At 27.4% G+C, this 15,228-nt stretch carries 14 protein-coding genes; 7 read left to right on the top strand and 7 right to left on the bottom strand.

Annotated elements, in window-relative coordinates; genetic code table 11:
- The first annotated feature begins 115 nt into the window (after positions 1-115).
- Positions 116-1,468: an alpha-amylase family glycosyl hydrolase gene (locus CLFE_RS06930; protein WP_077895477.1), complete on the top strand. Its 1,353-nt coding sequence runs from the start codon at positions 116-118 to the stop codon at positions 1,466-1,468.
- A gap of 106 nt (positions 1,469-1,574) precedes the next feature.
- A complete protein-coding gene (gene recQ / locus CLFE_RS06925) occupies positions 1,575-3,716 on the top strand; it encodes a DNA helicase RecQ (protein ID WP_077895478.1) in 2,142 nt (713 codons plus the stop codon).
- 29 nt (positions 3,717-3,745) lie between these two features.
- Here the strand turns inward: recQ and CLFE_RS06920 are convergent, their stop codons facing one another.
- Both CLFE_RS06920 and CLFE_RS06915 read right to left on the bottom strand, forming a co-directional pair.
- Entirely contained in the window at positions 3,746-3,898 is a 153-nt protein-coding gene (locus CLFE_RS06920) for a hypothetical protein (RefSeq protein ID WP_169851032.1), read from the bottom strand.
- Between the two features lie 351 nt (positions 3,899-4,249).
- Positions 4,250-4,390 (bottom strand): hypothetical protein, encoded by a 141-nt coding sequence (locus CLFE_RS06915; RefSeq protein WP_169851033.1) that lies wholly within the window; start codon positions 4,388-4,390, stop codon positions 4,250-4,252.
- Positions 4,391-4,717: 327 nt separating this feature from the next.
- Between CLFE_RS06915 and CLFE_RS06910 the strand changes: the two genes are divergently transcribed.
- Together CLFE_RS06910 and CLFE_RS06905 are read left to right on the top strand one after the other, a co-directional pair.
- The gene (locus tag CLFE_RS06910) at positions 4,718-6,022 is read left to right on the top strand and encodes a helix-turn-helix transcriptional regulator (RefSeq protein WP_077834143.1); all 1,305 of its coding nucleotides are present in this window, start codon (positions 4,718-4,720) and stop codon (positions 6,020-6,022) included.
- A gap of 278 nt (positions 6,023-6,300) precedes the next feature.
- Positions 6,301-6,837, top strand: a complete 537-nt coding sequence (locus CLFE_RS06905; RefSeq protein ID WP_077895479.1) for an amidase domain-containing protein — start codon at positions 6,301-6,303, stop codon at positions 6,835-6,837.
- Positions 6,838-6,863: 26 nt separating this feature from the next.
- On the opposite strand, the gene CLFE_RS06900 is transcribed toward CLFE_RS06905, so the two are convergent.
- Positions 6,864-7,703: a LysR family transcriptional regulator gene (locus CLFE_RS06900; protein ID WP_077895480.1), complete on the bottom strand. Its 840-nt coding sequence runs from the start codon at positions 7,701-7,703 to the stop codon at positions 6,864-6,866.
- 125 nt (positions 7,704-7,828) lie between these two features.
- Here CLFE_RS06900 and CLFE_RS06895 point away from each other — a divergent pair, with 125 nt between their 5' ends.
- Positions 7,829-8,809 (top strand): D-isomer specific 2-hydroxyacid dehydrogenase family protein, encoded by a 981-nt coding sequence (locus CLFE_RS06895; RefSeq protein WP_077895481.1) that lies wholly within the window; start codon positions 7,829-7,831, stop codon positions 8,807-8,809.
- 63 nt (positions 8,810-8,872) lie between these two features.
- On the opposite strand, the gene CLFE_RS06890 is transcribed toward CLFE_RS06895, so the two are convergent.
- The 3 genes from CLFE_RS06890 to CLFE_RS06880 form a co-directional block, all read right to left on the bottom strand.
- Positions 8,873-9,601, bottom strand: a complete 729-nt coding sequence (locus CLFE_RS06890) for a hypothetical protein (protein WP_077895482.1) — start codon at positions 9,599-9,601, stop codon at positions 8,873-8,875.
- Positions 9,588-10,424 carry an ATP-binding cassette domain-containing protein gene (locus tag CLFE_RS06885; protein WP_077895483.1) on the bottom strand — a complete coding sequence of 279 codons (837 nt, stop codon included), beginning with the start codon at positions 10,422-10,424 and terminating at the stop codon, positions 9,588-9,590. Before CLFE_RS06885 ends, CLFE_RS06890 begins: the two co-directional genes overlap by 14 nt.
- A 95-nt stretch (positions 10,425-10,519) precedes the next feature.
- Positions 10,520-11,836 (bottom strand): glycosyltransferase, encoded by a 1,317-nt coding sequence (locus tag CLFE_RS06880; protein ID WP_169851034.1) that lies wholly within the window; start codon positions 11,834-11,836, stop codon positions 10,520-10,522.
- A 125-nt stretch (positions 11,837-11,961) separates the two neighbouring features.
- Between CLFE_RS06880 and CLFE_RS06875 the strand changes: the two genes are divergently transcribed.
- The gene (locus tag CLFE_RS06875) at positions 11,962-12,531 is read left to right on the top strand and encodes a TetR/AcrR family transcriptional regulator C-terminal domain-containing protein (RefSeq protein ID WP_077895485.1); all 570 of its coding nucleotides are present in this window, start codon (positions 11,962-11,964) and stop codon (positions 12,529-12,531) included.
- Between the two features lie 164 nt (positions 12,532-12,695).
- Here CLFE_RS06875 and CLFE_RS06870 read toward each other — a convergent pair whose 3' ends face one another.
- Entirely contained in the window at positions 12,696-13,289 is a 594-nt protein-coding gene (locus CLFE_RS06870) for a CBO0543 family protein (RefSeq protein WP_077834150.1), read from the bottom strand.
- Between the two features lie 179 nt (positions 13,290-13,468).
- On the opposite strand from CLFE_RS06870, the gene CLFE_RS06865 reads away from it, so the two are divergent.
- Positions 13,469-15,079: an IS1182 family transposase gene (locus CLFE_RS06865; protein WP_250944600.1), complete on the top strand. Its 1,611-nt coding sequence runs from the start codon at positions 13,469-13,471 to the stop codon at positions 15,077-15,079.
- Positions 15,080-15,228: the final 149 nt, after the last annotated feature.

Raw genomic sequence — 15,228 nt, 5'->3', positions numbered from 1 at the left:
TATAGGTATTTTAACGAAACAATTACTACATTTTACAACTTTTATTTTTAACACAAATTACATATATCTATATATATTAGTATTAAGTAAATTCATAATATTAAGGAGGAAAATTATGACTTGGACTAAAAATGCAATTTTTTACCACATCTATCCTTTAGGATTATGTGACGCACCACTTGAAAATGATTTTACTTCAAAACCAATAGAAAGGCTTAAAGAAATAGAGGACTGGATTCCTCATTTAAAATCCTTAGGAATAAACGCATTGTATCTTGGACCTGTTTTTGAATCCACTTCTCATGGATATGATACTGCAGATTATTTTACTGTAGATAGGAGACTCGGAACCAATGCTACTTTAAAAAAACTTATAACTAAACTTCACAAAAATGGAATCAAAATTGTACTTGATGGTGTATTCAACCACGTAGGGAGGAACTTTCCTCAATTTCTAGATGTACTACAAAATAAGGGATCTTCTCCTTTTGCATCTTGGTTCTCCGGAATTAACTTTAATGGAAATACCCCTTATAATGATGGTTTTTCTTACGATACTTGGGGTGGTCATTATAACTTAGTTAAGTTAAACTTTAACAACGGGGAAGTTAAAAATCTAATTTTAAAAATAGTAGACTTTTGGATAAAAGAATTTAAAATAGATGGCTTAAGACTTGATGCTGCAGACTGTATAGACTTAAATTTCCTAAAAGAACTATCTAAATTTTGCAAAAGCAAATCAGAAGAATTTTTCCTTTTAGGCGAAATAATTTTTGGAGATTACTCAAGATGGGCAAACAAAGATACTTTAGACTCTGTAACAAATTATGAAGCTTATAAAGGACTTTATTCTAGCCACAATTCTCTAAATTACTTCGAAATAGCTTATTCTTTAAACAGAGAATTTGGTGAAGGTGGCATATACAAAGATTTGCCATTATACAATTTTATTGATAATCATGACGTTAATCGTATCGCAAGTACTTTAACTGACATAGATAATATATACCCAACTTACGCTTTACTGCTTACAATGCCTGGTATACCATCAATATACTATGGAAGTGAGTTTGCAATAAAAGGTACAAAACAAAATAATTCAGATAAAGATTTAAGACCTGCACTAAAAACAGACATTATTAAAAATAGTGAAAACAAGCAATTAATTGATTTTATTAAAGTTCTTTGTAAACTGCGAGTAGATTCCGAAGCACTAGCAGAAGGGTTATATAAACAGCTCTTTATTTCAAATAAACAATTTGCTTTTTTAAGATATAGTAAAAACGAAAAAATAATTGTAGCCCTGAACTGTTCTAAAGAATGCAGCATAATAAATTTTCAAAATAATTTAGGAATAACCTCTCTTTTAGATGTTTTAAATGAAAAAACTATAAAACTAAATTTAAATGATAATATAAACATAGATTTAAAAGAAAACGAAGCAAGAATATTTAAAGTTATGAGTTAAAATAGTTTATTTATTTAAATTTTTGTTTATAATTAAATGTAGGGAAATAAGATGTGAACTAGTTTATCTCTTATTTTCCCTATATTGTTTACTTAAGGAGTCTTATATGGATAACAACATATTTAATATATTAAAAAAATACTTTGGCTATTCTTCATTTAGACAAGGTCAAGAAAACATAATACAAAGTATAATAGATGGTCATGATACCTTTGCTATTATGCCAACTGGAGGCGGTAAATCTATCTGTTATCAAATACCAGCCCTCTATATGAACGGTCTTACAATTGTAATAACTCCACTTATTTCACTTATGAAGGATCAAGTTGATACCTTAAGAGAAAATGGAGTTAATGCTAGTTACATAAATAGCACATTATCCCAAAAAGAAACAAACGATACTTTAATGTCAGCACTTTCAGGACATTTAAAAATTTTATATGTAGCACCAGAAAGATTAGAACAGGAATACTTTAGAAATGCAATTAAAGATTTGCCTGTTGCAATGGTGGCTGTAGATGAAGCTCACTGTGTATCTCAATGGGGACATGACTTCAGAGTTAGTTATAAAAGAATAGTTCCTTTTATAACTATATTTGATAAAAGACCTATCTTAGCTGCTTTTACTGCAACTGCAACTGATGAAGTAAAAAAAGATATAATAAATCTTCTAGAGCTTAGAGAGCCCAATTCTTTTATCACTGGCTTTGATAGAGATAATTTATTCTTTTCAATAGTAAAAAACGAAAACAAATTTGATTTTATAACCAAATATTTAGCAAAACATAAAGATGTTTCAGGTATAATCTACGCTGCAACTAGAAAGGAAGTTGATTCTCTTCATCAAAAACTATTGAGTCAAGGTTATTCTGTAGGAAAATATCATGCGGGTATGAGCGACAATGATCGAAGTAAAAGTCAAGATCTATTTTTATACGATGAAACAAAACTGATGATAGCAACAAACGCTTTTGGTATGGGTATAGATAAATCAAATGTTCGTTTTGTAATACATTATAACATGCCCAAAAACTTAGAGTCTTACTATCAAGAAGCCGGTCGTGCAGGTAGAGATGGTGAAAAAAGTGAATGTATAATTTTGTTTAGCGGTCAAGATATACAAATACAAAAATTTCTAATAAGACAAAGTATACCTTCTTTTGATAGACAAAGAATAGAAATGAAAAAATTAAATGACATGATAAATTATTGCATGACTACTTCCTGCCTTCGAAAATATATTTTAAATTATTTTGGAGAAGATTATGAGGTGGATAATTGTGATAACTGCATTAATTGTACTGGTAACGTAGAAATAGTAGATATTACATTAGACGCTCAAAAAATAATTTCCTGCATCTACAGAATGGGACAGAATTTTGGGGTAACTATGATAGCTGAAGTTCTTAAAGGCTCTAAAAATAATAAAGTTTTAAGGTTTAATTTTGATAAGTTATCTACTTATGGAATAATGAAGGACTACACTTTAAAACAAATTACAAACTTTATAAATACACTTATAGCAGATGGTTATTTATATCTTTCTGATAGTGAATATCCCATTGTAAAAATGTCTAAAGAAAGTATTGATGTTCTTAAAGGCTCCAAAAAAGTAGTGCAAAAAATTCATATCGTAGCAGAACTTTCACTAAGTACTGATAATAATTTATTCGAAATTTTAAAAGGTTTGCGTCTAGAGCTTTCAAGAAAAGAAAATGTACCTCCTTATATTATTTTTTCAGATGCCGTATTAAGCGAGATGTGTAAATACTATCCAAAAGATAAGATATCCATGCTTCAAATTAAGGGTATAGGTGAATTAAAATACAATAAATATGGCGAGATATTTGAGAAAAAAATAAAGGAATATATTAAGGAAACAAATTTAACTCCAGAAGACAATAAAGCTACCTTAATTGTTCCTGAAATTCTTTCCAAAAAATTGTCAACCCATATAGAAACTTTTAATCTATATAAAAAAGGATTGAATTTATCGGAAATAGCTAAAACTCGAAACTTATCTATTACAACTGTGCAAGAGCATATTTTAAAATGCGCAAATGAAGGTCTTAATGTTAATTTAGATTCATACATCCCTGAAGAATACAAGGATTTAATATATGAAAAAATTAAAACTCTTGGCACCTCTAAACTAAGACCTATAAAAGAAGCCTTGCCTGATGATGTTGACTATATGGCAATAAAATCTGCAATTTTTAAATATACTTCTAAAAATAAGGCAATATAAAAAAGATTGCATAGTTTTTATATTTTTAACTATGCAATCTTTTTTTCATTTTGTCTTTGCTCAATTATCTTTGAATTTTTGTAACAATCCTTAGCTAATTGTGAATCAAAGAAACATCCTACTGCAACAAGTCCTCTATTTATACTTTCTAAACTAAATATTTCTTTTATTAACTTTTTCATTCTTACTTCCTCCTAAAACTTAATTTTCTTACACGTTTATATTACCTCAATTTTAAAAATAAATCAAAATAGAAATCGTTTCATTTTGTTAACAGCATTTAAATAATATGTTAATAAATAATGAATTATTATAGGTATCTATTGAAATCGTTTGTGAAAACGTCTATAATTATTTTCTCAAATTAAAAATAGTGTATGCATATTAACCTTAAAGTTAAAAAACATACACTATTTTTGAATTTACAAATATTTTATGAAAATAAAATTTTATCATTTTCCAAACTATCCTCACAAACTTTTATATTTAATTTTTTCTTTAGATAGAATTTGCACAGTTTTTATTCAAAAAACCTATGCAACCTTTTTTATATCTATATCTTTATAATTGTTTTTTACTATTTCATTTATATTGGCATATCTCACCAATTCTGGATCAAGAAAGAATCCTAACATCATCACACTATTTTTTAAAGCTTCTACTATTTTTTTCATAAAAATTACCTCCTGCTAGTTTTTATTTTTTATTCATTAATTTTCCTTACACATTTATCATATACGTTTTTTTTAAATAATGCAAAATGGAAATCGTTTTAAATTGTTAACAAACTGTTACTATTATAAATATAAATTGTTAATATTTATTTTAAAGTATTGAAATCGTTTATGAAAACGTCTATAATAGTTTGTTAAAAATCAAACAGTGTTATTATTTTTTTAACAAAGATTTTAACTTCTTACTGAATCCCAGACATTATTTACATATTAACCAATTAGTGGTATAATTGGTTAATATAATACTTTACCTTGAGGAGAATTGTTATGGAAGGTTTCGAGATACTATCAGTTGGAGATAAATTGAAAAACTTAAGAAAAAAATATAACCTAAGTCAAGATGATATAGTAGGAAATGAAATAACTAGAAATCTAATAAGTCAAATAGAACATAACAAAGCTAATCTAACAGTTAGCGTAGCTAATGTAATATTAAAAAACCTAAAATTAATATCAAAAAAGAACAAAATAGACATAGATATAAATTTAGACTATCTTCTAGAAAATGAAAAATCACAAGCTATAAAAATACTTGATAAATATATAAAAGAACTTAAAGATTTAAGTATTTATAAAGATGCAATATTTACTTCAAAATTATTTGAAGCTGAAGAATTTTTAGTTAATTGGGATTTAAAAGATAAAAAGCTTGCAATATTTGAGCTAGCTGGAGATTTTTTTTGCAACACAAATGACCTTTATAATAGTTCAATATACTACGAAAAAGCAAAAGCTTTAATAAGTACAACTAAACCTAATCATCATATAATATCAATTTTAAGAAAACTATCAACTGTATACTTTTATATGGGTAGATACGAGGATGATATAAAATGCTGTGACTTTGCGTTAAACCAGTTTAAAAACATGAAAGAGGATTATCAATATATTTTTGTTTATAATAGTGCCTTATGTTATATGAAATTAAATAAATTTGACATAGCACTAAAAAGATTTGTTAGCATTGAAAAACAATTAAAAAAGGTACATACTGATAAATATTATGAAGTTATTCTACAAAAAGCTGTTTGCCTTCATGAACTAAAAGAATATGATAAAAGCTTGAAATTACTTTATAAGATACTAGAAATTGTAGGTAAGGACAATTACAAAAAATACATAATCATACTTCTTAATATCTGTGACGTATATATCTCTATTAATAATTTTGATAAAGTAAGGGAAATTTTAAATTCTATAGTAGAATATAAATCTCATTTAGATGAAAATTTTCTCTATCTACCAGAGATATATTTCGAAATCGGTAAGATTTATAAAGAAATAAATCTTATAGAAAAAGCTGAGGAATATTTCTTGGGCGCATTAAAATACACAAAAAATACCATACGTTTTCACTTAGAACCAGATATTTTATGTGAATTAGTTAACATATATATAAGCTCAAATCATAAAGATAAAATTTATGATATTATGAATGAATTTTTCATACTATCTGCCAAAAATAATAAACCAAATAATTCTATTAAAAACAAATTAATAGATTATTTTTTAGATATAAATGACATTCAAGCTCTTAGACAAATTCACAACTTCACAAAAAAATTCCAATGAAAGGAGTGGAGACATAATGCTTAAAAAATGTATTTTATTATCAACTTTAGTTTTAGGAATTGCATCTCTAGGTATACTTTTAGCAAATAATTTTTGTTTGCTATCAAGCATACCTTATATGCCTTGGTAGTTCAAGTAAACGTTATCAAAAATAACACTTAAAATAAGGGGACTTTCTAAAGTACCCTTATTTTACTTATATAATCTAACTTTATTTTGAACTTCTCATTTACCTATTTCATAATATAATAATTGATAATACTTTTAAGGAATACCTTATGTACTATATAACAAACCTAAAAAGACAGCCAAATAAATATTTAAGAAGCGCTTCTGTTAATTATGCACTTACCTATGCCTTAAATCCTAATCCCAACTATAGGTACTTTAAATTGATAAATGATACCAGTGGAGACTGCTCAAATTTTGTTTCTCAATGTTTACTAGCTGGAAACGCTCCTATGAATTTCAATAGTTTTCGCCCGTGGTGGTATAAACATGCTGCAAATAAAGCCTATGATACTTGGTCTATAAGTTGGACCGTTGCACATTCTCTATACTATTACCTAAGAATAAATCACGAAAAAAATCTTCCCTATGCAAAGGGTATAGAAACTACTGCTGCAAAAGACTTAGAACTTGGAGATTTAATATTTTTTCAAAATAAAGCTGGTGTTATATTTCATTCAAGCATTGTAACTGGGTTTTTATTAGGACAGCCACTTATTAGTCAACACTCTTATGAAGCTGTAAATATTCCATATAAAAAATCTTGGCCTGTTTTTAAATATCATTATGTAAAAATCATTATATAATATATTTCTCTTAAAAAAATGCATGATCATAATTCATGCATTTTTTTAAGAGAAATTTTATCTTCTTCAATAATTTTAAGCATTCTTAATAAGGCTGGATTATTATTTTTTCTATTCCATATTGCTCCAATATTAACATAAGCATCACTATCCTTTAATTCTATTATCATAATATGCTGAGATTGATTTAAGTATCTTACACAATACGAAGGCATAATAGCAACACCCATATTTGCAGATACCATTAAAAGAATAACCTCCATATCTTCGCCATCACTATATTTAAAGATTGTTTCTCCTCTAAGTTCTTCAAAGCATACTGATTTTTTTGTGGCCAAAATATGTGTTGGATGAACAACAACCTTTAGTGGGTATTCCCCCACTAATTTCTTTTCCAGTCCTACTTCCATACTTTCTTTTTTAAAATTATTAAATATTATATCCAATTCAGAATTTAAAACTTTATCATATAATTCCTCTTCTGTTCCCCTAAAAAAATCAATAGATATATTAGGGTATTTATTATATATCTTAAAAATCAAATCAGTAAAACATGTTTTTTCATACCCTTTTATAAAACCAATACGAAGTAATCCAACAAATCCTATAGTAGTTAGATGGACTCTTTCTGTTGCTTCTTCAATTTTACGAAGAATAGCTTTTGCTTCCACCAAGAAAACACTTCCAGCTGGTGTTAACTCTACATAATGTTTATCTCTATTAAATAGTTTAGTATCCAGAGTACTTTCCAATAATTTTATTTGCTTTGTTATTGCTGTTTGTGATATAAAAAATTTCTGTGCTGTTTTTGTAAAGCTTAGGGTTTCTGATAAAGTTACAAAGTATTCTAATTGCCTAATGTTCATATTTATTTCCTCATTATATATTTGTTATAACTTTAAGTTATTATAACTCTAAAAATTGATATTAGCAACTTATCGTATTATTTGCTATGCTTTTAATAAATTAATACAGATACCCGGAGGATATTATGAAAATTTTAGCATTTGAAGTACGTGAGGATGAAGAATTATATTTTAAAAAATATGCTGATAAATACAACTGTGAAATCACCTTAACTGAGGCTCCTTTAAATTTCGAAACTCTGCCAATGGCAAATGGCTATGATGGCGTATCTATCTTAGGTAAAAGCCATTTAACTGCTGATATAGAAGATAACTTAAAGGCATCAAAGGTTAACTTCTGCTCTACAAGAACTGTTGGCTTTAATCATATAGATATAGAACATGCTCATAAAATTGGATTAAAAGTAGCCAATTCGAATTATCCACCTACAGGTGTTGCTGAGCATACCGTAATGCTTATATTAATGTCCTTAAGAAATTACAAACAAGCAATGTGGCGTGGACAAGTAAATGATTATTCATTAAGTGGGCTCAAGGGGCGTGAACTTAATTCTTTAACTGTAGGCATTATAGGTACAGGCAAGATTGGTCAATGTGTGATAAAGAATCTTTTTGGCTTTGGCTGCAAAATACTTGCTTGCGATAAATATGAAAATGATGAAACCAAAAAATATGCTACCTATACGGATTTAGACACACTTATAACTTCCTCAGATATTATTTCACTACATACACCACTTTTGGAAAGTACATATCATTTAATTAACGATGAAAAAATTAATAAAATGAAGGATAATGTTGTCCTGATAAATTGTGCTAGAGGAGAACTTATGGATATTAACGCTCTCATTTACGGCGTTGAATCAAAAAAAATAGGTGCTTTAGGTTTAGATGTTATAGAAGGCGAAGACGGACTTTATCACGAAGATAAAAGAAGTGATATTATTAGTAATCAAAAGATTGCATATCTTCGTCAATTTCCAAATGTAATTCTTACACAACACATGGCTTTTTATACTGATACCGCAGTAGAAAATATGGTAAAATGCTCAATTGAGGCAATTCATGATTTTGTAAAAAAAGGTGATTGCCCTACAAGTATATAATAGCTGGTACTTGGCTAATTTTAAAAGTGCCTATAAAAAATCTATAGGCACTTTATTTAACTCCTAAAATCGCTTTCTTTTTAGAAGTTCTATATTAATGACATTATAAATAAATGTATATATAACTCCATACATTATAGACTTTACAGTATTTTGTATATCAAAAAAACCTTTATTACTAAAGAATGCTTGGATATCACATACAGGTGGTAGAATCCATGTAATATACTTAATTATATTAACTTTTTCTATTAGTTGAAATTTTATTACTGAAATTATTGCAACCAGTACAATAATTTCTACAGCTAATTTCCTGCTTTTAATGCATCTTGGTCCACTTAGTATCCCAACTGAACATCCTAAAACAGCAAAAATAATATGTAAGATTAATGATGATAAACAATCCTCTAAAGTAAGTCTTCTATTAAATAAAGTAAAATTATTCACCACATTTATTATAATAGGGCATAAAACTCCTATAAAACTCATTATTACTCCTATGAGCATTAAAAAAACATTGTTGCCTAAATAGTACATCCATTCTTTTCTAACCTTTAATATGACTAATTGTTCTGATACACTATCTAAAGCTTCTAAATACGAAAAACTAATCCACAGCATTACAGCAAATAAAAACATCATGGAAAATATAAAACTTGATACTATATCTAATGGCTTTATTGAATACATAACACCCATGAAAGCAATCCATACTATGAGTGGCATTATAAATTTATTACTTTTTATGTATATAATAAAATTATATCTTAAAAGAGAATTAAAAGTCTTCACTGTACATCCTCCTAAGTTCATAACCGTAATTAAGCATAGTTTTCAATATATCATTACTCCTGCTTTTATCAACCACTAACTTAATTTTATTTTCATCAACGTCTATTTTTTCAACTTGTTTTTTTATGTCCTTATATCTTTCTTTTATATTTGAACTTCCATTAAAAACTAAAATATCATATTCCCTGCAGCTTGCCTTTAAATAATCTACTTTTTCAATGTTTCTTTCTTTAACTTCATATACTAAATTTGACAAAGAATTAATTAATATACTATCATGGCAGGACATCACAACCGTAATTCCCTCTTTAATTAAACCATCTATCAACTTTATAAATACCTTCTCAGAATCTACATCTTGTCCAGATAAAGGCTCATCTAAAAGTAAAATATCCGGTTTAGTTATTAATGCTTGTATAACACTTACCTTCTGTATTGAACCTTTTGAGAGATATTTTATCGGCGTATCAATCATTTTTTCCATAAAAAACTTTCTAAATAATTCGCTGCACTTATCCTCTATTTCATTTTTAGTTATTCCCTCAATTAATCCAGTTTTAAGAATATACTGCCTCGGTGTAATTGGCATTTTCGGAAACCTTTCTGGAACATAATTAAATTTTATTTTTTTATAATATTTTATTTCACCTTCATTTATTGATGATAATTTGCAGATTATTTTCAAAAAAGTACTTTTGCCTGATCCATTATGTCCTATTATTGCAATTGAATCTCCCTTATTAATTGTCATATTAACATTCTTTAGTATGGTTTTGTTACCAAAACTTTTGGTGATATTTTTTATTTCAATCAGTCTTTCCATGGGGTATCCTCCTAATTACAGCTTCCTTGAAAGTATATGCATTTTCTTACATTATACCCTTTCATTTCTGTAAAGACAAATCTACTCTTAATGTCCTATATTTTTCTGTTTTCAGCTACCGAACTTATTAATTTAACAGAAGTACTAACTCCATCTGTTTTACTTATTATTTTTCTAATTCTCTCAGCATTTTGTTTATATATAGAATCAGCAAAGATACTTTTCACTTTTTCTAATACTTCATTACTGCTAAAATTTGAAATATTTATTCTCTTACCAACATTTAAATACTGAATTTTACTAGCATTGTCTCCCTGCTCACCACCTATAGGCATTACAATAATTGGTTTTCCAGCTGCCAAGGTTTCATTTATTGTGTTATTTCCACCATGACTAATAACAATATCCACCTTTTTTAAAATTTCAAGTTGAGGAACCCTCTTAAATATCAATATATTATTATTAAAATTGTATTTTATTAGCTTATTATAAGCTCCTCCAGCACTAACTATAACTTGGTAATTTTCTTTTTCAAGTCCACTCAAGATTTTTTTAAAAACCTTAGGTTTATTATTAAATACAGTTCCAAGTGACACATATATCTTTGGAATCTCCTCACTTAAAATTTCAAAAGGAAACTTATCTTGTATGTCTATTCTTTTACATGAGAAACATGGTCCTACAAAAATTGTATTGTTATTATTTAATTGTCTTGGTGCTTCAATTTCTTTTGCTGTAAGTAATAAATTTAGCCATTTTGAATATGGTTTACTCCAATTTACTTTTCTAATATCTGAAACGTCCATCTTTTTACAAGCTCTAATATATCTCTTTGTTACTAGTTTATTAGTATTTCTTGAAAGAATGGCGTACAACTTTCCCTTCACTCCCCAATTTCCATTTATAGCAAGTCCACTTCCGAATGGTGGTATGCCATCTCCTCTAAAAGGCAATCCACTGTGATATATAGTTACGCATGGTATATCATACCTTTCTGCAACTATATATGGAGGAAAAAAGAAAAAATCATTGACTATAACATCTGGTTTTTCTCTTAAAACAATACCTTCAATTAGTTTAGAATATTTATATAAACAATCTGAAAATACATTCATTGCATACTGAGTTTCTGTAAACCGCTTAGCAAAAGGCAATATCATATATTTAAAAAGTACTTTAATAGGCATATCTATACTAACACAATTAATTCCATTTGCTCTTACCTTTCCAGGTATTGATAATGAAGTTTTAACATAATCAGGAAGCCTATTAATTATTTTTTTAGGAATTCTCTTTGCATTAGGAATCACGAAGAGGACTTCATGTCCAAGTTCTTTTAATCTTACTGCAATACTTAATATAGCATTTGTATGTCCCATAGTTGGTTGAGTAACAAACATTATTTTAGACATAGCATCCTTCCTCCTTTTCATATTTTAATTACTCTTGTAACATAAAATCTCATTGCATTTCAAGTTTAACAATTTTCGTGTTATAATACAATAGTTCCATAACTTACAATACAGAAGGTGTAAAAATGTATCATATTAAAGAAGATAAACGTGCTAAAACTTCAGCAAATATGATTTATCAAGGACTATCATATTGTTTGAAAAAAAAAACTTTTGATAAAATAACAATCACCGATATACAACAAGCATCTACAGTAGGACGTGCTACCTTTTATCGAGGCTTCGATCATCTAATTGATGTATTACATTGGCAGTGTGATTGCTGTTTTCAAGATGTGACTACTATATTTTTCAAAAACGAAGTATACAAACATAAAAAAGAAGGTCTTCTACTTTGTTTTTTGGATTATTGGACTGAACACAGTACTATATTAGAACAATTACTTTCTATTAACAGAGTGGATATTATATATGCTTGTCATCAAAAAAACTCTTTAACTATCTTAGACTTCTTTGGTAAGTTACAACCACTTCCCAATACCAGTTATGAATACTTTATAACAATACGTAGTAGTATTTTTATTGGCATATTGTTGGTTTGGATTAAACATGGAAAAAAAGAGACTTCTTCACAACTACTTCACATTATTTCAAAACAAATTGATTTTATCAAAGAGAGTTATTTTTACATATAAATCTTTTTACTTAACGCAAAATTGATGAATTTTTTAATTTTAAATTCATCAATTTTCTGCTGTATAAATCAAGTATTCATAATTCCTCCATATTAATTCCATAGACAATAAAATAAGTCTAGCGAAAAATAATATTATTTGTTAGACTTTAATAATTATTATACTTATTTTAAAGTCTTCATTCCCATAAAAAATCCTGCCAGAAAAACAGTACTAATTAAAATAAAATGTACAATAAACCATCCTAATTTACCATATGTAAATACACCTTCATCAATAGGTTTTCTATATTCTTTAGATACCAATATACCACCAATCACCTCAAAAATTAACAAAAACAGCCACCACCAGGTATAAGAATCCCATGTATCCCAAAACCTATTATACTTAATGACCCTTGTAAAGTTTTGTGCAATAACTTCTCCGAACATTCCAATATGAACTAGCACCCAGTAGAATGGAATTTTGTATGCCCATCTAGCAGGGCTATATCTAACACCAAACATAACATAGAAAGGAAACATAGTCATAATTAATGTTAATGGCATTTGTGATATTTGAGGCAATATTCTATAGGGATATACATATAGTCCTGTAATAATAAAAAAGTAACATAATAATTCTCCTACAACTCCACTTGAAATATATAGAATTCCATACTGCTTCCAATTATTTTTCATAATAAATATAGAGCCAATAGTCGAAAGTACTGTTCCTGTAATCAAAAAAAATGTCTCTACGTTCCAACCAATATTCATAAAAGCACAACCTTTATAAAATAATATGTATTGATTTTATTATTTCTCACAAAATGATAATTATACCAAAAAAAATTAAGGGGCTGTTGCAAAACTAAAAAATAGTTTTGCAATAGCTCCTTTGTTGTATATAAAAAATGTGAGTTCCGAAGAACTCACATTGATTGTATAATTAAATTATGAATGTAACTAAATTATACACAAAAAATTATAATCAATTTAATGATAATTTGCAACTTATATTACCATTAAATTTAGAAAACTTAATACCAGAAGATGATTCGGTTCGTTTGCTAAGCTATTTGTTGGAGGGATTAAATTATAAAAAATTGTACAAGGCGTATTCTTCCGTAGGAAGAAAATCAGCAGTTGAACCCAAAATCATGTTCAAAATAATATCTTATGCTTATTCTCAAAATATTTATTCAAGTAGAAAGATAGAAAAAGCATGCAAAAGAGATATAAATTTCAAATGGCTACTTCAAGGCTTTAAAGCACCTGATCACGCTACTATAAGTAGATTTCGAAAAAAATATCTTTCAAATGAAGTGATTGAAGATTTATTTTATCAACAAGTTAACTATTTAGCTAAAGAAAAAGAATTATTATTTGAAAATGTATTTATCGATGGTACTAAAATTGAGGCAAATGCCAACCGATATACTTTTGTTTGGAAGAAAGCTATTTATAAAAATGAAGGTAAGATGTTTGATAAAATTATTGCTCTTGTTAAAACCATTAATCTTGAAAGATTAATGAAATTCACTATTGAGAGAGAAACTTTGATTGATGATATAAACAAAATTCTTCAATGGCTTTTATTTGAAAAAGAAAAAAGAAATATAGAGTTTGTTCATGGAATCGGTAAAAGAAAAACTGCAATTCAAAAGTGGATAGAACAACTATCACAATATAAAGAAAGACAAGAAAAATATAATTTAAGTAAGAAAATATTTTCAAAAAGAAATAGCTATTCTAAAACTGATACTGATGCAACTTTCATGCATATGAAAGATGATCATATGAGAAATGGTCAATTAAAACCTGCCTATAATGTACAAATAGCAGTTGATAGTGAATATGTAACTGGTGTTGGAGTATTTGATGATAGAAATGATATAGCAACATTAATACCAATGATTACTAATATGCAAGAAAAAATTGGTCATAAATATACTAATGTGATTGCAGATTCTGGTTACGAAAGTGAAGAAAACTATTTGTTTTTAGAGTCTAATAATCAAATACCATATATAAAACCTCAAACTTATGAGAAATGGAAAAAAAGAAGTTTTAAAAACGACATCAGTAAGCGTGAAAATATGAAATATGATGTTAAAACAGATACATATATTTGTCATAATAATAGAAAATTATTCCCATCATATATTATTCATAAAAAATCTGCAAGTGGGTATACGTCTGAGGTTACTGTTTATGAATGTGAAAATTGCGATAACTGCACTTTGAAATCAAAGTGCACAAAAGCAAAGAATAACCGAAAAATGCAGGTTTCAAAGACTTTTATTAAAAAGCGTCAAATTTCATACAACAATATCAAAACTGAATTGGGAACTAAATTGAGAATGAACAGATCTATTCAAGTTGAAGGTGCGTTTGGAATTTTAAAAAGCGACTATGAATTCAAAAGATTTTTAACACGTGGAAAAAATAGTGTAAAAACTGAATTTATTTTGCTTTGTTTTGGATATAACATTAACAAATTACATTTAAAAATCCAAAATGAAAGAACTCAAAAGTATCTTCACGAATTAAAAACTATTTCCTAATTATGGAATAATATAGTTAGGTTTATTTTAGTGCGTCAAAATCTCATGGAAATTCAAATAATTAATATAGTATTTAAAATATTAGGCAATTTTATAGCTTAAACAAAAAAAGAGCATCGCTCATGATTAATTTTAATCATTTTGCGACA

It is taken from the genome of Clostridium felsineum DSM 794 (assembly GCF_002006355.2).
In the GTDB taxonomy this organism is placed as follows: Bacteria; Bacillota; Clostridia; order Clostridiales; family Clostridiaceae; genus Clostridium_S; species Clostridium_S felsineum.
Note: the sequence above shows the minus strand (reverse complement) of the source record. Positions and strands in the feature narration are given on the sequence as shown.